The organism is Streptomyces sp. CNQ329 (assembly GCF_000482585.1).
In genome coordinates, this window is sequence record NZ_AXVU01000039.1 from 41,234 (window position 1) to 62,313 (window position 21,080).

Below are 21,080 nucleotides of genomic sequence, written 5' to 3' on the forward strand. Positions count from 1 at the left end.
CGCCGCGCGGGCGCCACGGGGACGGCCTGCGCTCGCGGCCGGCGGGACGCGGGCAACCGAGTGAGGGCGGTGCGTCCGCGCGGTGGCCGCGGCGGTGACACCGGCGCTACGCACGGCGGAGATCGCGGCATGCCGTGCATTTCACGCGCGGGCCCCGCCCTCGTAGCGTGGGGGCGTGACGTCCCAGAGCTCCGTCCCCGTCCCCGCCGCCGCCTCCGCTTCCGAGGGTTCCCCCGCAGCGTCCCTGCCCGTCGGGGCCGCCGCCGCGGACGTACGGGCCGGGCGGCTCGGCGGTGTCGTGCTGGTGGTGACCGGCTCGCTGTCCACGCAGTTCGGTGCCGCGGTCGCCGCGCTGCTGTTCCCGCGGGCGGGCGCGCTGGGCGTGGTGACGCTGCGGCTGACGCTCGCTGCGGTCTTGCTGATGCTCGTCTTCCGGCCACGGCTGAGGGGCCACGCGCGGGGCGACTGGGCGGTGCTGTGCGGCTTCGGCGTCGCGCTCGGCAGCATGAACATGGTCTTCTACCAGGCCGTCGACCGGATCCCGCTGGGCCCCGCGGTCACGTTCGAGGTGCTCGGGCCGCTGACCCTGTCCGTGCTCGCCGGCCGGCGGCTGGCGAGCCTGCTGTGGGCGGCGCTGGCGCTGGGCGGGGTGGTGCTGCTGAGCGGCGGCGGGTTCGGCGGGCTGGACCCGCTGGGCATCGCCTTCGCGCTCGGCGCGGGCACCATGTGGGCGACGTACATCCTGCTGAGCGCGCGGGCCGGGATGCGCTTCCCGCGGGCCGACGGGCTGGCGATAGCGATGTCGGTGGCCGCGGTGATCAGCCTGCCGGTCGGGGTGGCGAGCGCGGGAAGCCGGCTGGTGGAGCCGGCGACCCTGGGGCTGGGCCTGGCGGTGGCGGTGATGTCCTCCGGACTGCCGTACGCGCTGGACCAGTTCGCTCTGCGCCGCCTGCCGGCGGCGACGTTCGCGCTGATGATGAGCCTGGCGCCGGCGCTCGCGGCGCTCGCCGGATACCTGGTGCTGGACCAGGGGCTCACGCCGGTGCAGTGCGTGGCGATCGCCATGGTGATCGCGGCGAGCATCGGCGCGGTACGGACCCCGTCGCGCCCTCCGGCGCGGGGGGCGAGCGGCTGACGGGGGCCGTGCGGCACCGGTACGGCGGGGCGCGGCCGGGCCGGCGGCGGATCACGGGGTGGCATGCTCGTACACCTGCACGACGAAGGGAACGCGCATGACCTCGCCCGGCACCGTTCTCGACGCCCGCGCGCTGGGCCGCGCCCTGCTCAGCCGGCAGTGGCTCCTCCAGCGGCGCGAGGCGCCGCCGCTGGATGCCGTGGAGCACCTCGTCGCGCTCCAGGCGCAGTCCGGCGACGCCCCGTACTACCAGCTCTGGAGCCGGCTCGCGGGCTTCACCACCCGCGATCTGTCGACGCTGCTGACCGGGCGCCGGGCGGTGCGCCTGGTGATGATGCGCGGCACGATCCACCTCGTCAGCGCCCGCGACGCGCTGCGGCTGCGGGCCGTGGTGCAGCCCTCCCTCGACAGGACGCTGTCCGCCACCACCGCAGGCCGCCGGGTCCCCGGTCTCGACCCGGCCGCACTCGCCGACGCCGCCCGGGCGGCGCTGGCCGCCGGCCCTCTGCACAACCACGACCTCGGCGCCCGGCTCGCCGCCCGCTGGCCCGACGCCGGACCGAACGACCTGGCCTACCTCGCCCGCTCGCTGCTGCCGCTGGTGCAGGTGCCCCCGCGCGGCGTGTGGGGCGCGAGCGGCGGGCTGGTCTACGCGCACGCCGACCAGTGGCTCGGCGCCCCCTCCGCCACCGACCCCGCCGCGGACGAGACGGTGCTGCGCTACCTCGCCGCGTACGGCCCCGCGTCGGTCGCCGACGCGCAGAAGTGGCTGTCGCTGACCCGGCTCAAGCCGGTCTTCGACCGGCTGCGCCCGCGACTGGCGGCGTACCGGGACGCGGCGGGGCGGGAGCTGTTCGACCTCGCCGGCACCGAACTGCCCGACCCCGCCGCCCCGGTGCCGCCGCTGCTCCTGGGCCCCTTCGACAACGTGCTGCTCGCACACGCGGACCGTACGCGGATCATCGACAAGGCCGACGAGCGGCGGGTGTTCACGGCGAACGGCATCGTGCGCGGCACGATGCTGCTGGACGGCCGGGTCGCCGGCGTGTGGCGGCCGGAGCTGAAGCGCGCCTCGGCCGCGGTCGAACTCAGGCCGTTCTCCGCCCTGTCCGGCTCCGACAGGGACCGGCTGGCGGCGGCGGCCGCGGATCTGCTGGCCTTCGCCGCACCGGAGGCGGAGAAGACGGAGGTCAGATTCGCCCCTCCCGGCTAGGCCGGTGAAGCCGCGCCGTCCCCCGTCTCATACGGTCGTGAACTCCTCGCGCACGACCCCGCCCGCCGTCGCACACCACGTGGCCACGTCCATCGCGCCCGTCGCCTGCAGCCCGTGCAGCTCCTGCATCTCGGCCACCGCGGCGGTCGTCGCCGCGTCGTAGCGGCCCGTGGCCTGCTCCAGGTGCAGCTTGCGCACCAGCATCTGCTGCACCGCGAGCACCGCCTCCCCGCTGTGGCCCGTGCTCACCGGCACGGTCAGGGCCTCCCACGTGGCGTTGTCGAGCGTGCCGTCCTCCGCGGTCGGCAGCCCCATCGTGCGCTGGAAGGTGTGCACCACCTCCAGCGTCACCGGCCCGTACACGCCGTCCGCCTGGAGTTCGTACCCGTAGGCGCGCAGCAGCCGCTGCACCATCTCGACCGTCCCGCCCTTGCTCGACGAGTACGTGTCGGGCCAGGTGCGCGCCGCGATCTCGTCCGGGCTCTGGCCGAGCACCTGCGCCACCTGCCGGCGCAGCGCCGGGAACTCGCGGTAGAAGAGCGCGCCCGGGCACTGCGTGTCGTTGAAGTCCCAGTGGCCGAAGATGCGGTCCGCGCCGAAGCCGTACTTCGTGCCGATCGTCACGCAGAGCCGCCGGAGCGAGAACAGCAGCGCGGACGGCGGGGTGTCGTTGACGTAGTGGCCGTCGTTCTCGATGCCTATGCCGCGGGTGTTCTCGCCGACCGCGTGTGCGCTGACGACCTGGTAGCCGCCGTCGGACAGGGCCTCCAGGCTGCCGTGCCGGCCCTCCAGGACATGGCCGCCGCGGCTGATCGTGAAGTGCTGGCCGCTGTCGATCCAGCCGTTGTCGTCCATGTGCAGATCCTGGATCTCGCGTGCCATGAAGACGGCGGCCTCGTACGAGTAGTCCGTGCTGTTCGGGAACGCGGTGTGGTGGACGACGATCTTGGTGGTCGTCCCGGACGAGACCGAGACGTTCCCGGCGGGCGGCCGGGCGCCCCAGTCCGCGGTGCCGATCACGTACGAGGGGTCGTCCGCCGTCCGGCGCAGGGACGCGCCGCTGTCGGCCGCGGCGCTGCCGCCGAGCACCAGCGCGCCGCCTCCGCCGACGGTGAGTGCGGCGCCGGCGCCGGCTTTGAGCGCGGTTCGCCGGGAGACATACACGGGCCCAGATCGCATGGCGGTCCTTTCACGGTTCGGCACGCTGCTCCGTGTACGCATGTGCGACGGACACCCTGTTTATCCGACCGCGTGTGCCAATGTCCAGACCACCCAGGCCAGTTGACGTCGGCTCAGGACCCCCGCGGCCCGCTCCGCTCTCCCGGCCCGCCGGCCCCGCCCGCGACGGCTCACCCGCCCGGTGTGTCCTCGCTCATGTCCCGTCCTCCGTCCCGTCCCCCGGGTCCCGTCCTGGCGGGCTGGGCGGTGCCCCGTTCGACGGCGCGGTCTGCGCCGGGCGGTCCGGCCCCTGGGCCCGTACGTGCCGCACGTGTTCCAGCGAGTCCCGCAGCTCCCGCAGCCAGTCGTCGGCGTGGCTCTCCACCAGCCGTACGCACCAGCCCAGTGCCTCGCTCCGGCTGCGCGCCACACCTGCCGCGACGAGGGTGTCGAGCACCTGCCGCTGCGGCTGCCGCAGCCGGGTCATCACGGGAGCGGAGACGTTGGTGAAGATCTCCCGCCGGCCGCCGCACTCGGCGCCCCAGGAGACCTTCCTGCGGTAGCGCCGCTCCGCCGCCCGTGCCACCGCCATCCGCTCCTCGCGCGTGCGCTCGCGGAACTCGGCGATGCGGCCGTCCAGCGCCGCGTCGCGCTCGGCGCCGGTCACGTCCGCGGCGAGCTCCGCGGGCTCGGGGACCGTGCCGACGACGCAGATCTCCTCCCGGTCGACCGTGACCTCGACCGGTGAGGCGAACAGCCCGTCGGGCAGCCGCCCGGTGAGCCACCCGCGGATCTCCTCCGTGTCCTGGGATGTAATCATGTAATCGACATTACGCCGTCGCCTGTGGAGAGAGAACGGGCGGGCCGGCGGAAATCCCGTGAAAATCTTTGGCGGAGCATGTCGAGAACCGCCGTCCGGCCCCGACGTCTCCTGTGAGAGGCGCCCGCGGCGGGTGCCGGTAACACGGGAAGAAGTGAGAACCATGAAGTACCTGGTGATGATCTACGGTTCGCAGGCCGACTACGACGCCATGAACGGCAACGGCTCCGAGGGCCACCCTGCCTGGACCGAGAAGGACCTCCAGGCGATGTTCCAGCACATGGAGTCGATCAACAACGACCTCGCCGAGACCGGGGAGGTCCTCGAAGGCAACGGGCTGTCCGCGCCCAAGCAGGCCATCGTCGTCACCGGCGGCCCCGACGGCGCGCCCGTCGTCTCCGACGGTCCGTTCGGCGAGACCAAGGAGGTCCTCGCGGGCTACTGGGTGCTGGACTGCGCCAGTGACGAGCGGGTCACCGAGATCGCCAAGCGCGTCCACCAGTGCCCCGCCCCGGCCGGCTCCCCGGTCTCCGACGTGGTGATCCGGCCCATCCTGCAAGCGGCGCCGGGCCAGTGAGCGCCCCTGTCGAGGACCTGCTGCGCCGTCACGCGCCGCAGGTCCTCGGCGCCCTCGTGCGCCGCTACGGCCACTTCGACGCCGCCGAGGACGCCGTACAGGAGGCGCTGCTGGCCGCGTCCGGGCAGTGGCCGAAGCACGGGGTGCCGGACAATCCGCGCGGCTGGCTGATCCGCGTCGCCTCCCGCCGGCTGACGGACGAGCTGCGCAGCGAGGGGGCCCGGCGACGCCGTGAGGAGTCCGCCGCCGCGCTGACGCCGCGCGACGACTTCCGCATGCCGCCGCCGGGGGAGGCGCGCCACCCCTCCGAGGACGACACGCTCACCCTGCTGTTCCTGTGCTGCCACCCGGTCCTCACCCAGCCGTCCCGCATCGCGCTGACCCTGCGCGCGGTCGGCGGTCTGACCACGGCGGAGATCGCCCGCGCCTTTCTGGTGCCGGAGGCGACGATGGCGCAGCGGATCAGCCGGGCGAAGAAGACGCTGAAGGACGCGGGCGCCCGCTTCCGCCGGCCGGAGCCCGCGGAGCTGCCGGGCCGCTTCAGTGCCGTGCTGCACGTGCTGTACCTGATCTTCAACGAGGGCTACACCGCCACCTCCGGTGCCACCCTCCGCCGTGCCGACCTGGCCGCCGAGGCGATCCGCCTCGCCCGCGCCGTGCACGCCCTGACGCCCGGCAGCGGCGAGGCCGCGGGGCTGCTGTCGCTGATGCTGCTCACCGACGCCCGGCGCGACGCCCGCAGCGGGCCCGGCGGCGCGCTCGTGCCGCTGGACGAGCAGGACCGCGACCGCTGGGACCGCAAGCAGATCGAGGAGGGCGTGGCTCTGGTCGGCCACGCGCTGACGACCACCGCGCTCGGCCCGTATCAGGTGCAGGCCGCCATCGCCGCCGTGCACGACGAGGCGGAGCGCGCCGAGGACACCGACTGGCGGCAGATCCTCGGGCTGTACGACCTGCTGGAGCGCCTCGCCCCGAGCCCTGTCGTCAGCCTCAACCGCGCGGTCGCGGTCGCCATGGCCGACGGCCCGCGCGCCGGACTCGACCTGCTGGCCGGGCTCGCGGACGACCCCCGGCTCGCGGAGCACCACCGTCTCGACGCCGTACGGGCACACCTGCTGGAGCTCGCGGGGGAGACTGGGGCGGCGCGGGAGGCGTACGGGCGCGCGGCGGAGCGCACGCTGAGCGTGCCCGAGCAGCGTTATCTCCAATTGCGGGCGGCCCGGCTGCGCTGACGGACGGCGCCCGGCCGGCGGAGGAACCCGGGAAGGAGCCCGTCGCCCGGAGCCTTCCGGTCCGCGGCCCGCCGTCGCCGCCAGGCGGTACATTGCGCACATGTCGATACCGCCGGGCCCGCCGCCGAATCCGTACCAGCAGAACAACCCCAACCCCTACGCGCAACAGCAGCCCCAGGGCTCGGTGCCGCAGCAGTATCCCTACGCACAGCCGACGATGCCGGCCGGCGTCCCGATCACGAGCCAGCCCTCCGGCGGCCCGCCGGGCCAGCCGCCGGCCGCACCGGGCTTCGGCGCCGCGGAGAAGAAGGGCGTGCCGGCCTGGCTGTGGGGTCTCGGGGGCGTCGTGGTCGCCTCCGCGGTGTGGGCGGGCGCCCTCTTCGCCACCGGCGGCTTCGACTCGTCCGGCGACCCCGAGCCGGTCCTCGGCCACCGCTTCGAGAAGGACCTCTGCGAGAGCACGGGGCTGAAGGCGTTCGACGAGCGCTACGACGTCGCGGACTCCGCCGACGACGGCACCGGCTGGGGCTCGCAGCGGAAGGGGCTGGATCAGAGCTTCTGCAGCTGGAGCCTGACGGACCGTGAGGCGGACCCGGACGACTACGCGAGTACGTACGTCTCCGTCAGCGCCGTCTGGCACGAGGCGTCGGACCCCACCGGGGAGTTCGCCCCCACGTACAAGGGCTTCGAGGACCGCTCGAACGACGACTACGAGTATGTGACCGAGCCCGTCGAGGGCTTCGGCGACGAGGCGTACCTCGTCAGGGAGAACGGCGAGGGCGACAGCAGCAGCCGCTCGATGAGCCTCGCGGTGCGCGCCGGCTGGTTCACCTACGAGATGGACTGGAGCTACTACGGAGGCACCGACTCCGGCGATCCGCCGTCGACCGAAGAGGTGGAGAAGATGCTGAAAGACGAGACGAAGACCGCGCTCACCGACCTCGAGAAGTAGGAAGGACGACGTGCGCGCGGCGAACGGACGCCGCCGGCGCGCGGAGGTAGCAGAGAACTGCCACGGCGGCGGGGCCCGCGCGCGGGGGGACGGAGGACGGGCGCGCCCGTACCGTACGCGACGGTACGGGCACGCGGATGTCCGAAGGCGGCGAAGGGCTCAGCCCCGCTTGGTCTCCCAGAAGATCTTGTCGACCTGGGCGATGTAGTCCAGCGCCTTCTGGCCCGAGGCCGGGTCGGTGGACCCCTTGGCGGCGCTGAGAGCCTTGAGCGTGTCGTTGACGAGCTGGTGCAGCTCAGGGTACTTCTCGAAGTGCGGGGGCTTGAAGTAATCGCTCCACAGCACCGAAACGTGGTGCTTGGCAAGCTCCGCGCGCTGCTCCTTGATGGTGGTGGCCCGCGCCTGGAAGTGCGGGTCGTCGTTGCCCTGCATCTTCTCCTGGATGGCCTTGACCGATTCGGCCTCGATACGGGCCTGGGCCGGGTCGTAGACGCCGCAGGGGAGGTCACAGTGGGCACTGACCGTCACCTTGGGGGCGAACAGGCGAGAAAACATGGAAAGCAGCCGTCCTTCCTCGTGATCGTCTTCCAGGTGGGACATTACTCCGTGGGGAACGAAAATTCGCGAGTGCCCCGGAGGGCTTAGGTCAAAAGTCCAGTGGAAGGCTGGGCCTTGTGGACGACAGGCCGGAGGTGCATGCCCGATGCAGGGCCAGGTGAACGAGCGCAGGCACGACGCCGGACGCCGAGGACTGCAGAGCCTCGGCCTCGCGGCGGTCGACGGTCCGTCGATGGTGCCGACGCTGCGTCCGGGGGATCAACTGATCGTGCAGTACGGGGCGGCGGTGCGGCCGGGTGACGTGGCGGTGCTGCGCCACCCGTTCCAGCAGGATCTGCTGATCGTGAAACGGGTGGTGGAGCGCCGCGACGGCGGCTGGTGGGTGCTGGGCGACAACCGGTTCGTCGAGAACGACAGCAGGGAGTTCGGCGCCGTACCGGACGAACTGGTCGTCGCCCGCGCCTTCCTGCGGCTGCGCCCCCCGCGGGGGCTTCAGCGCTCGGTGCGCTCGGTGCCGGCGGCGGTGTGGTGGGCGGCGTCCGCGGTGCGGCCGCTGGCCTGGCGTTTCCGGGCGCGGTAGGCCGCGACGTTCGCGCGTGTCGCGCAGCGGTCGGAGCAGTAGCGCCGGGAGCGGTTCGTCGAGGTGTCGAGGAAGACGTTGCGGCACGGCGCGGCCGTGCACAGGCCCAGGCGGTCGACGCCGTAGTCCGTGAGGTGGACGGCCAGCCCCATGCACGCCGCGGCGGCGAAGCCGGCGCCGGAGCTGGCCGACTGCTCGGCGACGTGCAGGTGCCACTTGGGGCGGCCGTCCTCGTCGCGGAAGTCGTGCCCGCTGATCTGCGGGCTGACGGGGAAGTCGATGAGCAGCGCGTTGAGCATGTCCACGGCGCGTACCTCGTCGCCCTCGTCGGCCGCCTCGAAGATCCCCCGCAGCCGCCCGCGCACCTGGCGCAGCCGGCTGACGTCGGCGTCGGTGGCGCGCCGGGTGAAGTTGCCGCTGTCCCGGAAGAGCTCCTTGGCCGCGTCCAGCGAGGTCAGCGAGTCGGTGCCGCGCTCAGGCTCCTCGGTGTTGACGAGGCGCACGGCCATATCGGAGTAATAGGCCAGTTCCACTTGTAGTCCTTACGAGCTCGGCTTATGCTGACGCGGCGGGGTCGTAATGGACGATCCCCTGTAGAGGGTATTACGCCGCGGAGGCAGGGAGGCAGCAATGGCCGGAACGACCGACGCCGGGACGCCCGTGGGTGCCGACTGGCAGGGGTGGCAGGCGAGCTGGGACCGCCAGCAGGAGTGGTACATGCCGGATCGCGAGGAGCGCTTCCGGGCGGTGCTCGACGCGGTCGAGGCCCTGGTGGGGTCCGAGCCGCGCGTGCTGGACCTGGCCTGCGGTACGGGCAGCATCAGCGTCCGGCTGCTGCGCCGGTTCCCCGGCGCGCGTACCACCGGAGTCGACCTCGACCCCGCTCTGCTCACCATCGCGCGCGGCACCTTCGCGGACGACCCGCGCGCGGAGTTCGTCACCGCCGACCTCTCCAGGCCCGACTGGACGGCGTACCTGCCGCACGGTTCGTACGACGCGGTGCTCACCTCCACCGCGCTGCACTGGCTCTTCTCCGACCAGCTCGCCACGCTCTACGGGCAGATCGCCGGCGTCGTCCGCGAGGGCGGGATCTTCGTCAACGCCGACCACATGCCCGACCCGGCCACGCCGGGCATCAACGAGGCGGTGCGCAACTGGAGCAAGGTGCGCCAGGACCGCGAGCGGGCCGAAGGGGTGCCGGACTGGGCGGACTGGTGGCGCCTGGTCGCCGCGGACCCCGTGCTCGCCGGGCCCGCGGCCGAGCGCTTCGCGATCTTCGGCAACCCGAACGACCCGAACGGGGGTCACGCCGACGGCGACGTGCAGCCGCCCGCGTGGCACGCCGAGACGCTGCGCGCCGCGGGCTTCGCCGAGGCCCGGACCATCTGGGCCTCCGCGCGGGACGCGGCGGTGCTCGCGCTGCGCTGACCGCCCGCGCCGGCGGGCGCCGTCAGACGCGGTGGCGGAGCCCGTCGGCGAGCAGCGCGATCATGCGCCGCGTGTACTCCGGGTCGTCCGGGTCGATGATGCTGCTGAGCGCCTGCAGCAGGTCGTCCGGGGTCACGTCGGAGCGGATGTCACCGGCCGCCGCGGCGGCGTCCAGCAGGCCGGTCAGGGCGGGGACGAAGCGCTCCTGGAAGTACCCGGGCAGGCTCTCGTACGCGCAGTCGCCGGAGTGCAGGGCGGCCTTCAGGCCCTGCTTGGCGGCGATGAACTGCGTGAAGCGGTGCAGCCACCGCGTCAGCGCCTCCCACGGCTCGTACTGCGCGGCCAGCTCCGGGGCGGCCGCCGCGCAGGCGTCGACCTCCTTGCGGAAGACGGCCGTGATGAGGTCCGAGCGCTGCGGGAAGTGCCGGTAGAGCGTCCCCGCCCCGACCCCGGCCTTCGCCGTGATGCGGCGTACGGGCGCGTCCACGCCCTCCGTCTCGAAGACCTCCGCCGCCGCGGTCAGCAGCGCGTCCAGGCTGCGCCGGACGTCCGGCCGCATGCGGCGGCCGGCGGCCGGCTGCCCCGTGGTGCTGCGCTCAGGCATGCTCGGACCCCTTGCAAATGCGGAACAATGTTCCGTATTCTCGGACTGAACGGCGTTCCGTATTGAGCCTACCGGGACGCCCGACCCGCAGTCCACGCAGGAGGAGAGCCATGCAGTACCGCACGCTGGGCCGGACCGGGATCAAGGTCAGCCCCTACTGCCTGGGCGCGATGATGTTCGGCGCCCAGGGCAACCCCGACCACGACGAGTCCGTCCGCATGATCCACAAGGCGCTGGACGCGGGCGTCAACTTCGTCGACACCGCCGACATCTACAGCCACGGGGAGTCCGAGGAGATCGTCGGCAAGGCCCTCAAGGGCCGCCGCGACGACGTCGTGCTCGCCACCAAGGCGCACCTGCCCATGGGTGACGACCCCAACCGGCAGGGCAACTCCCGCCGCTGGCTCGTCCGCGCCCTGGAGGACTCCCTGCGCCGGCTCGGCACCGACCACGTCGACCTGTACCAGATCCACCGGCCCGCGCCGGACACCGACATCGAGGAGACCCTGTCCGCGCTCACCGACCTGGTGCGCGCCGGAAAGGTGCGGGCCGTCGGCACCTCCGCCTTCCCCGCCTCCGACCTGGTCGAGGCGCAGTGGGTCGCCGAACGGCGCGGCCTGGTGCGGTTCCGTACCGAGCAGCCGAACTACTCCCTCCTGGACCGCGGCATCGAGCGCGAGGTGCTGCCCGTCTGCGAGCGGTACGGGACGGGCACGCTGGTGTGGAGCCCGCTGGCCGGCGGCATGCTCACCGGCCGCTACCGCAAGGGTCAGGAGCCCGGGACCTTCCGCGGCGGCTACGGCTTCAAGTACCTCGCCGACGAGCGCCGGCTCGACGCCGTCGAACGGCTGCTTCCGCTCGCCGCCGAGGCCGGCATGCCGCTGACGCACATGGCGCTGGCCTTCGTGATCTCCCACCCGGGCGTCACGTCCGCGATCATCGGTCCGCGCACCATGGAGCAGTTGGACGACCTGCTCGCGGGCGCCGGGGCGACGCTCACCGACGAGGTGCTGGACGGGATCGACGCGATCGTGCCGCCGGGCACCGACGTCGGGCGGCTGGACATGGCGTACGACCCGCCGGCGATCCTGCGCGCCGGGCTGCGGCGCAGGCCCCCGGAGGAGCGCGTGGCGGCCTGAGGGCGACGGACGGCGGCGTACGGCGGCGTACGCCGCCGTCCGTCCAACGAGAGAGCGGGGCCGCCCGGTGCACTGCCGGGCGGCCCCGCCGCGGGTCCTTCGCGGGCCGTACGTGCGCCGCCCGCCGGGCTGCGCCGTACGGCCCGCGCGGAGGTCTACCGCCGCGCCACGCCCTCCGCGCGGGCCGCCGCGGCGACCGCGCGCGTGATCGCCGGCGCCACCCGCTCGTCGAACGGCGACGGAATCACGCAGTCCGGGCTCAGCTCGTCCGCCACCACGTCCGCCAGCGCCTCCGCCGCCGCCAGCTTCATGCCCTCGGTGATCCGCGAGGCGCGCACCTGCAGCGCCCCGGCGAAGATGCCGGGGAACGCGAGCACGTTGTTGATCTGGTTCGGGTAGTCGCTGCGGCCCGTGGCCACGACCGCCGCGTACCTGTGCGCGACGTCCGGGTGGATCTCCGGGTTCGGGTTGGCCATGGCGAAGATGAACGCGCCCTCCGCCATCGTCGCCACCGCCTGCTCCGGCACCGTGCCGCCGGAGACGCCGATGAAGACGTCCGCGCCCGCGAGCGCCGACTCCAGCGAGCCCGTACGCCCCCCGTGGTTCGTCAGCTCCGCCAGCTCCCGCTTGGCGTCGGTCAGGTCCTCGCGGTCCACGGAGACGATGCCCTTGCGGTCGGTGGCGACCACGTCCCCGATGCCGGCCTCCACCAGGATCTTGGCGATCGCCGCACCGGCCGCGCCCGCCCCGGAGATGACCGCGCGCAGCTCGCCGAGCGGCCGGCCGCTGAGCTTCGCGGCGTTGCGCAGCGCGGCCAGCGTGACGACGGCGGTGCCGTGCTGATCGTCGTGGAAGATCGGGATGTCCAGGCGCTCCTGCAGCCTGCGCTCGATCTCGAAGCAGCGCGGGGCGGAGATGTCCTCCAGGTTCACCCCGCCGAAGGAGGGCGCCAGCCGCGCCACGGTCTCGACGATCTCGTCGACCTCCCGGCAGTCCAGCGCGACCGGGACCGCGTCCACGCCACCGAACTGCTTGAAGAGGATGGCCTTGCCCTCCATCACCGGAAGGGATGCCTCCGGGCCGATGTCGCCGAGGCCGAGGACCGCGCTGCCGTCCGTGACGACGGCGACGACCTGGGACTTCCAGGTGTAGTCGTGGACGAGCTCGGGCTGTTCCGCGATGGCGGTGCACACCTTGGCGACGCCGGGTGTGTAGGCGAGCGACAGGTCGTCCCTGTCGTCCACCGGTACGGTCGCCTGGACGGCCATCTTGCCGCCCCGGTGGAGGGCGAAGGCCGGATCGAAGTAGTCGTCGTCTGGGCTGTCGGACGTATCCGTCGCGCTCGGAGGGTTGACGATCTCCGCTGCCACGTTGTTGACCCCTTAGTCGCAGTCATAGAAAGAGGAACCACCCCTCTCGGTCGAGGGGTGGGCGGGCACGTGTCCGGCCGCCTGGCCGCGGAGTGAGCGCCATGGCCACGGTGAGGCCCGGACACCGGGCGCGCCGCACTCGCGCCCTGGGCCCCGGATTTGGGGTGTAAGTGTCCGTTGTACAGGAAGCCGAGCGCTCCGTGCGAGCTACTTGCTAGAGAGCGGGCGGAGACGAAACGTATGGGCATACGAGAATTCGCATACTGCGAAAAGTCGCGAATCGCAGGGTTTGCCAGGTTTGTATAAGCGTGAGCTACGTCTCATTACCGAACCTGTTATCGGATTTTGACCCGGCAGCCTTTCTGAGGCGTGTCTTCCGGATGCAAAGATGCCGTCGTCGGCAGTCGCCGACATCCGCCCCAGGCGCACCAAACTGCCGCGTCCGGGGCCGTGAACTCCCGACCCCCGTTCACCCCCCGCAGGAGGATCCCGCAATGAGCCCTCGCACCACCCGGCGCACCGGAGCAGCCAAGTCACGACTGGTGGCCGTCGGGGCACTCGCTGCCGCGGGGGCCCTCGTGCTCTCGTCCTGCGGCGACCAGACGGACGACGGGGGCGACGGCGGCGACGGCGGTGGCTCCGAGACCTCGGCGAACGCGGCGCCCGGCGCGCTGCCCAAGGCCATCGCGGACGCCGGCGTGATCAAGGTCGGCTCGGACATCGCGTACGCCCCGATGGAGTTCGACCAGGGCGGCAAGCCCGCCGGCGTCGACATCGACATCGCCAACGCGCTCGGTGAGGAGCTGGGCGTCGAGTTCCAGTTCCAGAACAACGTCTTCGACAACCTGATCCCGTCGCTCGACTCCGGCCGCTTCGACATCATCATGTCGTCGATGACCGACAACAAGGAGCGCCAGGCCGAGGTCGACTTCGTCGACTACTTCTCCGCCGGCGTCTCCATCCTGGTCCAGAAGGGCAACCCCGAGGGCATCGCCACGCTCGACGACCTGTGCGGCAAGACCGTCGCCTTCCAGCGGGGCACGGTCAGCGCGGACATCGCCAAGGCGCAGAACCAGAAGTGCGACAAGCCGATCAAGACGCTGCCCTTCACCAAGGACACCGAGGCGCTGCAGCAGGTCAAGCAGGGCCGGGCCGTCGCGGACCTGAACGACTTCCCGGTGGCCGCGTACAACGCCCGGGAGTCAGGCGGCGGCGAGGACTTCGAGGTCGTCGGCGAGCAGATCGACGCCGCTCCGTACGGCATCGCGGTCTCCAAGGACAACCCCGAGCTGCGGGACGCGCTCGCCAAGGCGCTGGACGCGATCATCGAGAACGGCGAGTACCAGAAGGTACTGGAGAAGTGGAACGTCCAGAAGGGCAGCGTCGACAAGGCCGCCGTCAACGGAGGCAACGAGTAACCACCGCCCGCAGCCGTTCCAGAGAGAAGTTCTTCCGTGACCGACCCGACCTCACCGGGCCCGGCCGACAAGCAAGCGGCCGGGCCCGTGCCCTCGAAGACCGGCGCCGCCACCGCGGTGCCGCCCGAGGCGATCAAGGCGATACCCGTGCGGCACCCCTGGCGCTGGGTGAGCGCCGCCATCGTCCTCACGCTCCTCGGGCTGCTCGTCTACGCCTTCGCCAACGCCAAGATCGAGTGGGGCGACGTCCCCGAGTACCTGTTCTCCGACCGGGTCGTCGAGGCCGCCGGGAACACCTTGCTGATCACCGTGCTCGCCATGCTGCTCGGTGTGGTGCTCGGCATCGTGCTCGCGATCATGCGGCTCTCGGACAACCCGGTGACCTCGGCGTTCGCCAACCTCTACATCTGGTTCTTCCGCGGCACCCCGGTGCTGCTGCAGCTCCTGCTCTGGTACAACCTCGGCCTCGTCTTCCAGACCCTCAACCTGGGTCCGCTCTACAAGAACGAGATGACCGACGTCATGACCCCGTTCGTGGCGGCCCTCCTCGGTCTCGGCCTCAACGAGGCCGCGTACATGGCCGAGATCGTCCGCGCCGGCATCCAGTCGGTCGACGAGGGCCAGACGGAGGCGTCGCACGCGCTCGGCATGAGCCAGGGGAGGACGATGCGGCGCATCGTGCTGCCCCAGGCGATGCGGGTGATCGTGCCGCCGACGGGGAACGAGTTCATCAACATGCTCAAGACCTCGTCGCTGGCGATGGTGATCCAGTACACCGAGCTGACGTTCGTGGCGAGTGAGATCTCCGCGACCAACCTGAACCCGATGGAGATGTACATCGTCGTCGCTATCTGGTACCTGGCGATGACCAGCGTGTTCAGCGTGATCCAGTACTACATCGAGCGGCATTACGCCAAGGGCTCCGTACGCCAGTTGCCGCTGACACCGCTGCAGAAGCTCCGGCGGAACGTCTTCTCCGGGCCGCGCCTGAGGGGAACGAGGTGAGCGCCGCGATGACGGCAATGGTCAGGGCCGAGGGTGTCCACAAGTCCTTCGGGCCCACCCACGTACTCAAGGGCATCGACCTGGAGGTCGCGCCGCGCGAGGTCTTCTGCCTCGTCGGCCCCTCGGGCTCCGGCAAGTCGACGTTCCTGCGGTGCATCAACCATCTGGAGAAGATCAACGCCGGCCGGCTGTACGTCGACGGGCACCTCGTCGGCTACCGGCAGCAGGGCAACAAGCTCTACGAGCTGAAGGACAAAGAGGTCGCCGCCCAGCGCAAGGACATCGGCATGGTGTTCCAGCGCTTCAACCTCTTCCCGCACATGACCGCGCTGGAGAACGTCATGGAGGCGCCGGTCCAGGTCAAGCGGGAGTCCAAGGCCACCGCACGCGAGCGCGCGCTGCGGCTGCTGGACCGCGTGGGCCTGGCGGACAAGGCGTCCGGCTACCCGACGCAGCTCTCCGGCGGCCAGCAGCAGCGCGTCGCCATCGCGCGGGCGCTGGCCATGGAGCCGAAGCTCATGCTCTTCGACGAGCCCACCTCCGCGCTCGACCCGGAGCTGGTCGGCGAGGTGCTGGACGTGATGCGTGACCTCGCGCAGTCGGGCATGACGATGATCGTGGTCACGCACGAGATGGGGTTCGCGCGGGAGGTCGGGGACGCGCTGGTCTTCATGGACGACGGAGTCGTGGTGGAGTCGGGGCACCCGCGGGAGGTGCTGACGAACCCGCAGCACCAGAGGACGAAGGCGTTCTTGTCCAAGGTGCTGTGAGTTCCGTCCGGGCCCCGGGTTCACCGGGCCCGGTGGGAGAAGGTGCGCTCCACCGGGCGGGGGCTGGTACGGCCCCCGCCCCGGGGCGTAACTTCATGGTCATGTATGCCGCCTACGCCGCCCGCATCGACCGTGACGAACCGCTGAACGGCCTGGAGACGGGGGAGCGGCCCGCGCCGCAGACCCCGCCCGGCTGGACCGTCGTCGACGTCAGAGCCGCCTCCCTCAACCACCACGACCTGTGGTCGCTGCGCGGCGTCGGACTGGGCGAGGACGCCCTGCCGATGATCCTCGGCTGCGACGCGGCCGGCGTCGACGCCGACGGCAACGAGGTGGTCCTCCACTCCGTCATCGGCCAGACCGGCCACGGGGTGGGCCCGAACGAGCCGCGGTCGATCCTGACGGAGCGCTACCAGGGCACGTTCGCCGAGCAGGTCGCCGTCCCGGCCTGGAACCTGCTGCCGAAGCCGAAGGAGCTGAGCTTCGAGGAGGCCGCGTGCCTGCCGACGGCCTGGCTCACGGCTTACCGCATGCTCTTCACCAACGCCGGCGTCCGCCCCGGCGACTCCGTCCTCGTCCAGGGGGCCGGCGGCGGTGTCGCCACGGCGGCGATCGTGCTGGGCGCGGCGGCGGGGCTGCGGATATTCGCCACGAGCCGCGACGAGACGAAGCGCAAGCGGGCCGAGGACCTCGGCGCGGAGGCGGCGGTGGCACCGGGCACGCGCCTGCCGCACCGGATGGACGCGGTCCTGGAGACGGTGGGCGCGGCGACGTGGTCCCACTCGGTGAAGTCCCTGCGCCCCGGCGGCACGCTGGTCATCTCCGGTACGACGAGCGGGCCGAACCCGTCCGCGGTGGAGCTGCAGCGGATCTTCTTCCTGGAGCTGAAGGTCGTCGGCTCGACGATGGGCAGCAGGGAGGAGCTGGCCGGGTTGCTGAACTTCTGCGCGGCGAAGGGCGTACGGCCGGTGATCGACACGGTGCTGCCGCTGGACCGGGCGCGGGAGGGTTTCGCGAAGATGGCCGCGGGCGACCTCTTCGGCAAGGTGGTCCTGACGCCCTGACAGGGCGGATCGTTCTGACGCCCTGGCAGGGGCAGTTCAGGAGGACCTGGCAGGGCGCGGCGCGTCACGGATGCCAGGGTCGCGAGCGGCCCTGGTGCGGACCCTCCGGAAGGGCGTGCGAAACCGTGCGACGGCCGGACCCCGGGGACGGGGTCCGGCCGTCTGTCGTCAAATTTGGTTGACATGCGGCGCCCGTCAACGTAGGTTGACGGCATGAGTGAGGCGACCGAACTTGCCGAGCGGGCCGGGGGCGCCGATCCCCGGGAAGGACTCAGGGCCGTCGCCGCGCTGCGGCGGCTGCTGGAACAACTGGAAGCCGTGCAGGTGCACAGCGCGCGCAATCAGGGCTGGTCGTGGCAGGAGATCGCGGCCGAGCTGGGAGTCAGCCGGCAGGCGGTACACAAGAAGCACGGGAGGCGCTGATGTTCGAACGGTTCACGCATGCCGCAAGGGAAGCCGTCCGCGGTGCGGCGGCCCGCGCGGAACGGGACGGCGAGCCCCGCGTCGCCGCCGCACACCTGCTTCGGGAACTCCTCGACGGATCCGGCACCCCGGGGGCCGTCGCGCTGGCCACGGCCGGCATCGACAGCGAGGAGCGCCGGGCCGGGGTCGTGCGAGGGCTCGACGAGGCACGGCGGCGGGGTGGGCTGACGAAGTCCGACACCGAGGCGCTCGCCGGGATCGGCATCGACGTCGCCGCGGTCGTCGACCGCGTCGAGTCCGCCCACGGCCCCGGCGCCCTCGCCCGGCGGCGGGCGTGGCGGCGGGGACCCACGCGGTTCGACGCCGACGCCAAGGCCGTGCTGGAACGGTCCCTCAGGATCGCCCAGGGGCGGGGGGACAGAGTCATCGGGGACGAGCACATCCTGCTCGCCCTCGCCGCCGCCCCCGGCATCCCGGCCGAGGTGCTGGCCGATCACGGCGCGACGTACGCCGCCGTGGAGGCCGCGCTGCCCGCGGTACAGCGCGCGGGGTGAGACGGGGCGGGGCGGAGGACCGGTCCCGACCCGGTGGTGACCCGGTCCCGACCTGGTCCCGATCCGGTTCTGACTCGGCTCTGACCCGGTCTGCCGCCCGGGCCGGCGCCGCGACCCCGGCGGCGGGGGACGGGATGTCCGTACGGAGCCGCCGCGCGGCGGCATCACCGCCTGACCGCCGCCCGCGACGCGGAACCGTGCGGTGACCGCCGCGCCCCGGCCCGGCGGTCACCGCACCGCCGGCGTCACATGCCCGCCAGTCGCCCGCCGTCGACCAGCACCGTCGTACCGGTCTGGAAACCCATGTCGTCCGGCACGAGGCCCAGTGTTGCCGGCGCCATCCTCGGGCGTCGCCATCCGCTTGAAGGCGTCGATCGCCTGCCGGCCGAACTCCGCCGTCCGCGCCGCCCATTGCTCGTCGGTGTCGCCCGGCGGCCGGTGCGTGTCCAGCACCGGCGTGTCCGTCATCTCCGGCGCCAGCGCCACCACGGTGTGCGCCCGCACTGACATCGCCGGCTAACCGCCACCACGGAAGGCGGCTTGGCAGCCGTCCGCGGCGGGGGCCGGTGTCGTGGTTGGGCGTCGGGGGGCGGTGCGGTTGGAGTTCCCGGGAGACGGACGTGGCTGGCTGGTCTGTCGCGTGCGGGAGGCGGGTGCGGGGGTACGCACGGGGCGGACGAGCGGGCCGGTGCGCGGGGGTACGTGCCGGGGAGGGCATTGGTATGTGGGGTGGGCCGGTGTGCGAAGGTACGTGCCCGGGCGGATGTTGATACGTGGGGTGGGCCCGGTGCCGGTGGGGGCCGGGTGGGCGCCCGTCCGTGACCGAGGCGGACGTCGGTGGGTGCCGCGTCGTGGGCGCCGTTGTTCGCCCCGAAACGTGCGTCCCCTCACGCCCGCCCAAGGGTATGCGCCCGTTCTGACAGTGGGCCCGGGTCGCCGGTGTCGGCGGCTGGCCGGCGTGGTGCGTGGGGCGGGTGCGGGGGTACGCGCCGAGCGGAACGGTGGTTCGCTGAGTGGGCCGGTGTACGGGGGTACGCGCCGGGGCGGGCGGTGATACGTGAGGTGGGCCGGTGTACGGGGGTGCCCGCGTCGGGGTGGGTGCCCGTCCGTGACGGAGGCGGCGTCGGTGGGGTCGGTGTCGGGGTGGGGCGGTGTCGTTGGGGCTCCCCCCGGGCCACCCCGCTTGTTGATTGTCGGGCCTGCGTCCGGCGTCAAGGGCGCCCCCTCCGCTTCGCTGCGGGGGCGTCGCTGCGCGATGGGGCTTCGCCCCACCCTTGACCCCGGACTCCGGCCCGTGAACGACCGGCAGCTAAGGGGGGCCCAGGGGGAGCGGGCACCCTCCGACAGGGCTACGGATGCCGTGCCCGGCGGACGGGGGCCGCCGGCCGGAGTTGGGCTGCCCGGATCGCGGATGCCCCGGGAAGACGGGGCGGCGGCCCGGCGCAAGGTATGGGCCGGTCACGACGCCCTGGTGAACGGGGGGGCCGGAGCCCCGGGATTGGGCACCACCTGCTTGCGGATGTCCTGGTAGGTGGTGGTCCGGAGGCCCGGAGTTGGGCCTGCTCTAATCGCGGGCGCCCCGGCGGACGGAGGGTCGGGATTGGAGTCGGACTCGCGCCGGTCGCGGACGCCCCGGCGGACGAGGGCCGGAGGCCCGGAGTTGGGCCCGCCCCGATTGCGGACGCCCTCGGTGGTTGGGGGGCGCAGTCCGGCGCGGCTCTGCGCGGTCACGATGCCCTGGTGAACGAGGGCTGAGGGCTGGGTGCCTGTGTCGGTTGGTGCCGGTCGCGGTGGGGTACCGGGCCGGGGGCGGATCGGGCCAGGGGGTGCCCCGTCGTGGATGGCCTGAGCGAAGCTCGGAGGGCGGAAGTCGGGGACCAGCCTGAGTGGTTCGGGGACGGAGTGGTGGGGGTGGCAGTCCTGCGTGCTGGACGCCCGAGCGGAGAAAACTGGTCGTAACTCGGGGTAACCTCCCTCGATCCGGCCCGATCCGGGCCTGGAAGCCCATATTCCGCCCCGCCAGGCGCGACGACCCGCCCAGCCCACGCAAGTCACCACTCCATTCGGCCGGAATGAGGGCCACCGGCACAAACTCTCCATCGCAGGCCCGCGAACCTAGGGCAAATCGCCCAGCAGGCTGGAGTTTCGCCCCGCGACACGCGCAGACCCATCCGATGCCCCCTGATTCGGGGCCAGAAGCGGCTCACATGCGTGTCGCCGGGACAAACTCGCGGCAGCCTGCCCCCTAAACTTACCTAAAACGCCCACGCGGGCGGAGTTTTGCCCGGCAAGACGCAAAAACTCACCCCGCGGCTCCGGATTCGCGGCCGGGAGCGGCCGGTGTGCACGTCGCCGGGACAAACTCGCGGTGACCCGTCTACCAAATTTACCCAAATCGCCCACATGGCTGGAGTTTTGCCCCGCGAGAGACACAGACCCGCTCGCAGCCCCGGATCTGCGGCCAGGGCGGCGTGTGTGCACGTCGCCGGGACCAACCCGCGGTAACCCACCCATCAGATACGGCTAAAACGCCCACGTGCCCCGACTTTTACCCACCCACGCACACCCGCCGCCCCCCGCCAGGCCCCGGCTCAGCCCCGACCCGACGATTGCCACGACACCCCCTGCCCAGCACCCAGGCCGCCCTCCGTCTGGCGGGAGCATCGGCGCCGGAAGGCCCCACTCCAGGGTCCCGGCCGCCCCGTGAGCCGGGACGTCCGCGCCCAGGGCGGGCCCGACTCCGGCCTCCGCCCCTCGCGCGCCGCCGCCTCGGCGGCCGGAGCAGACCCGGCTCCGGCCCCCGCCCCCGCCTACCGAGCCGTCCGTGATCAGGACACGCCCCGCCCAGGGGCTTCGGCCCCCTCCGCCGCGGCATCCACGATCGGGACAGGCCCCGGCACCGGCCTCCGGCCCCCCGCGATCAGGCCGTCCGCGGATCGGGCCGGGTCCGGCTCCGGTCTCCGGTCCTCCGTCCGCCAGGGTGCCCGCGATCGGGGTAGGCCCCGACAGGGTGGTCCGGCCCCCGTCCTCCGGGGTGCCCGCGATCGGGGCGGGGCCCGACTCCGGTGGTCCGGCCCCCG

At 72.6% G+C, this 21,080-nt stretch carries 20 protein-coding genes; 14 read left to right on the top strand and 6 right to left on the bottom strand.

Features of this window, described 5'->3' with window-relative positions:
• Positions 1 to 175: 175 nt before the first annotated feature.
• Entirely contained in the window at positions 176 to 1,135 is a 960-nt protein-coding gene (locus I003_RS0123310) for an EamA family transporter (protein ID WP_027773721.1), read from the top strand.
• A gap of 97 nt (positions 1,136 to 1,232) precedes the next feature.
• Positions 1,233 to 2,348, top strand: a complete 1,116-nt coding sequence (locus tag I003_RS0123315) for a winged helix DNA-binding domain-containing protein (RefSeq protein ID WP_027773722.1) — start codon at positions 1,233 to 1,235, stop codon at positions 2,346 to 2,348.
• A 27-nt stretch (positions 2,349 to 2,375) separates the two neighbouring features.
• Here I003_RS0123315 and I003_RS0123320 read toward each other — a convergent pair whose 3' ends face one another.
• Complete coding sequence (locus I003_RS0123320; protein WP_486584347.1) at positions 2,376 to 3,527, bottom strand: peptidoglycan recognition protein family protein; 1,152 nt, start codon at positions 3,525 to 3,527, stop codon at positions 2,376 to 2,378.
• A gap of 193 nt (positions 3,528 to 3,720) precedes the next feature.
• Positions 3,721 to 4,326: a hypothetical protein gene (locus I003_RS32970; protein WP_051368396.1), complete on the bottom strand. Its 606-nt coding sequence runs from the start codon at positions 4,324 to 4,326 to the stop codon at positions 3,721 to 3,723.
• Between the two features lie 163 nt (positions 4,327 to 4,489).
• Between I003_RS32970 and I003_RS0123330 the strand changes: the two genes are divergently transcribed.
• The 3 genes from I003_RS0123330 (at position 4,490) to I003_RS0123340 (ending at position 7,087) form a co-directional block, all read left to right on the top strand.
• Positions 4,490 to 4,903 carry a YciI family protein gene (locus I003_RS0123330; RefSeq protein ID WP_027773724.1) on the top strand — a complete coding sequence of 138 codons (414 nt, stop codon included), beginning with the start codon at positions 4,490 to 4,492 and terminating at the stop codon, positions 4,901 to 4,903.
• The gene (locus tag I003_RS0123335) at positions 4,900 to 6,135 is read left to right on the top strand and encodes a sigma-70 family RNA polymerase sigma factor (RefSeq protein ID WP_027773725.1); all 1,236 of its coding nucleotides are present in this window, start codon (positions 4,900 to 4,902) and stop codon (positions 6,133 to 6,135) included. Before I003_RS0123330 ends, I003_RS0123335 begins: the two co-directional genes overlap by 4 nt.
• Positions 6,136 to 6,235: 100 nt before the next feature.
• The gene (locus I003_RS0123340; RefSeq protein ID WP_027773726.1) at positions 6,236 to 7,087 is read left to right on the top strand and encodes a hypothetical protein; all 852 of its coding nucleotides are present in this window, start codon (positions 6,236 to 6,238) and stop codon (positions 7,085 to 7,087) included.
• Positions 7,088 to 7,246: 159 nt separating this feature from the next.
• On the opposite strand, the gene sodN is transcribed toward I003_RS0123340, so the two are convergent.
• Positions 7,247 to 7,642, bottom strand: a complete 396-nt coding sequence (gene sodN, locus I003_RS0123345; RefSeq protein WP_027773727.1) for a superoxide dismutase, Ni — start codon at positions 7,640 to 7,642, stop codon at positions 7,247 to 7,249.
• Between the two features lie 148 nt (positions 7,643 to 7,790).
• Between sodN and sodX the strand changes: the two genes are divergently transcribed.
• Positions 7,791 to 8,225, top strand: a complete 435-nt coding sequence (gene sodX, locus I003_RS0123350; protein WP_027773728.1) for a nickel-type superoxide dismutase maturation protease — start codon at positions 7,791 to 7,793, stop codon at positions 8,223 to 8,225.
• On the opposite strand, the gene I003_RS0123355 is transcribed toward sodX, so the two are convergent.
• Positions 8,138 to 8,758: a CGNR zinc finger domain-containing protein gene (locus I003_RS0123355; protein WP_027773729.1), complete on the bottom strand. Its 621-nt coding sequence runs from the start codon at positions 8,756 to 8,758 to the stop codon at positions 8,138 to 8,140. The genes sodX and I003_RS0123355 overlap by 88 nt on opposite strands.
• Before the next feature lie 97 nt (positions 8,759 to 8,855).
• On the opposite strand from I003_RS0123355, the gene I003_RS0123360 reads away from it, so the two are divergent.
• Positions 8,856 to 9,653 carry a class I SAM-dependent methyltransferase gene (locus I003_RS0123360; RefSeq protein WP_027773730.1) on the top strand — a complete coding sequence of 266 codons (798 nt, stop codon included), beginning with the start codon at positions 8,856 to 8,858 and terminating at the stop codon, positions 9,651 to 9,653.
• A gap of 22 nt (positions 9,654 to 9,675) precedes the next feature.
• On the opposite strand, the gene I003_RS0123365 is transcribed toward I003_RS0123360, so the two are convergent.
• Positions 9,676 to 10,257 carry a TetR/AcrR family transcriptional regulator gene (locus I003_RS0123365; RefSeq protein WP_027773731.1) on the bottom strand — a complete coding sequence of 194 codons (582 nt, stop codon included), beginning with the start codon at positions 10,255 to 10,257 and terminating at the stop codon, positions 9,676 to 9,678.
• 110 nt (positions 10,258 to 10,367) lie between these two features.
• On the opposite strand from I003_RS0123365, the gene I003_RS0123370 reads away from it, so the two are divergent.
• A complete protein-coding gene (locus tag I003_RS0123370; protein WP_027773732.1) occupies positions 10,368 to 11,396 on the top strand; it encodes an aldo/keto reductase in 1,029 nt (342 codons plus the stop codon).
• Positions 11,397 to 11,551: 155 nt separating this feature from the next.
• Here the strand turns inward: I003_RS0123370 and I003_RS0123375 are convergent, their stop codons facing one another.
• Positions 11,552 to 12,766 carry an NAD(P)-dependent malic enzyme gene (locus I003_RS0123375; RefSeq protein WP_027773733.1) on the bottom strand — a complete coding sequence of 405 codons (1,215 nt, stop codon included), beginning with the start codon at positions 12,764 to 12,766 and terminating at the stop codon, positions 11,552 to 11,554.
• Positions 12,767 to 13,260: 494 nt separating this feature from the next.
• Here I003_RS0123375 and I003_RS0123380 point away from each other — a divergent pair, with 494 nt between their 5' ends.
• The 6 genes from I003_RS0123380 to I003_RS0123405 all read left to right on the top strand — a co-directional run bounded on the left by I003_RS0123380 (position 13,261) and on the right by I003_RS0123405 (position 18,000).
• Entirely contained in the window at positions 13,261 to 14,184 is a 924-nt protein-coding gene (locus I003_RS0123380) for an ABC transporter substrate-binding protein (protein ID WP_027773734.1), read from the top strand.
• A 36-nt stretch (positions 14,185 to 14,220) separates the two neighbouring features.
• Positions 14,221 to 15,189, top strand: a complete 969-nt coding sequence (locus I003_RS0123385) for an amino acid ABC transporter permease (RefSeq protein WP_027773735.1) — start codon at positions 14,221 to 14,223, stop codon at positions 15,187 to 15,189.
• 8 nt (positions 15,190 to 15,197) lie between these two features.
• Complete coding sequence (locus I003_RS0123390; RefSeq protein ID WP_037721522.1) at positions 15,198 to 15,959, top strand: amino acid ABC transporter ATP-binding protein; 762 nt, start codon at positions 15,198 to 15,200, stop codon at positions 15,957 to 15,959.
• Positions 15,960 to 16,060: 101 nt separating this feature from the next.
• Positions 16,061 to 17,023: a zinc-binding dehydrogenase gene (locus I003_RS0123395; protein ID WP_027773737.1), complete on the top strand. Its 963-nt coding sequence runs from the start codon at positions 16,061 to 16,063 to the stop codon at positions 17,021 to 17,023.
• Positions 17,024 to 17,236: 213 nt separating this feature from the next.
• Positions 17,237 to 17,446: a helix-turn-helix domain-containing protein gene (locus I003_RS0123400; protein WP_027773738.1), complete on the top strand. Its 210-nt coding sequence runs from the start codon at positions 17,237 to 17,239 to the stop codon at positions 17,444 to 17,446.
• A complete protein-coding gene (locus tag I003_RS0123405; protein WP_027773739.1) occupies positions 17,446 to 18,000 on the top strand; it encodes a Clp protease N-terminal domain-containing protein in 555 nt (184 codons plus the stop codon). Before I003_RS0123400 ends, I003_RS0123405 begins: the two co-directional genes overlap by 1 nt.
• Positions 18,001 to 21,080 lie beyond the last annotated feature (3,080 nt).

Bases quoted from the DNA above. Each gene is read 5' to 3' on its own strand.
- I003_RS0123315 (WP_027773722.1), top strand. From the start codon at position 1,233: ATGACCTCGCCCGGCACCGTTCTCGACGCCCGCGCGCTGGGCCGCGCC.
- I003_RS0123320 (WP_486584347.1), bottom strand. From the start codon at position 3,527: ATGCGATCTGGGCCCGTGTATGTCTCCCGGCGAACCGCGCTCAAAGCC.
- I003_RS32970 (WP_051368396.1), bottom strand. From the start codon at position 4,326: ATGATTACATCCCAGGACACGGAGGAGATCCGCGGGTGGCTCACCGGG.
- I003_RS0123330 (WP_027773724.1), top strand. From the start codon at position 4,490: ATGAAGTACCTGGTGATGATCTACGGTTCGCAGGCCGACTACGACGCC.
- I003_RS0123340 (WP_027773726.1), top strand. From the start codon at position 6,236: ATGTCGATACCGCCGGGCCCGCCGCCGAATCCGTACCAGCAGAACAAC.
- sodN (WP_027773727.1), bottom strand. From the start codon at position 7,642: ATGTTTTCTCGCCTGTTCGCCCCCAAGGTGACGGTCAGTGCCCACTGT.
- sodX (WP_027773728.1), top strand. From the start codon at position 7,791: ATGCAGGGCCAGGTGAACGAGCGCAGGCACGACGCCGGACGCCGAGGA.
- I003_RS0123360 (WP_027773730.1), top strand. From the start codon at position 8,856: ATGGCCGGAACGACCGACGCCGGGACGCCCGTGGGTGCCGACTGGCAG.
- I003_RS0123365 (WP_027773731.1), bottom strand. From the start codon at position 10,257: ATGCCTGAGCGCAGCACCACGGGGCAGCCGGCCGCCGGCCGCCGCATG.
- I003_RS0123370 (WP_027773732.1), top strand. From the start codon at position 10,368: ATGCAGTACCGCACGCTGGGCCGGACCGGGATCAAGGTCAGCCCCTAC.
- I003_RS0123380 (WP_027773734.1), top strand. From the start codon at position 13,261: ATGAGCCCTCGCACCACCCGGCGCACCGGAGCAGCCAAGTCACGACTG.
- I003_RS0123390 (WP_037721522.1), top strand. From the start codon at position 15,198: ATGACGGCAATGGTCAGGGCCGAGGGTGTCCACAAGTCCTTCGGGCCC.
- I003_RS0123395 (WP_027773737.1), top strand. From the start codon at position 16,061: ATGTATGCCGCCTACGCCGCCCGCATCGACCGTGACGAACCGCTGAAC.
- I003_RS0123400 (WP_027773738.1), top strand. From the start codon at position 17,237: ATGAGTGAGGCGACCGAACTTGCCGAGCGGGCCGGGGGCGCCGATCCC.
- I003_RS0123405 (WP_027773739.1), top strand. From the start codon at position 17,446: ATGTTCGAACGGTTCACGCATGCCGCAAGGGAAGCCGTCCGCGGTGCG.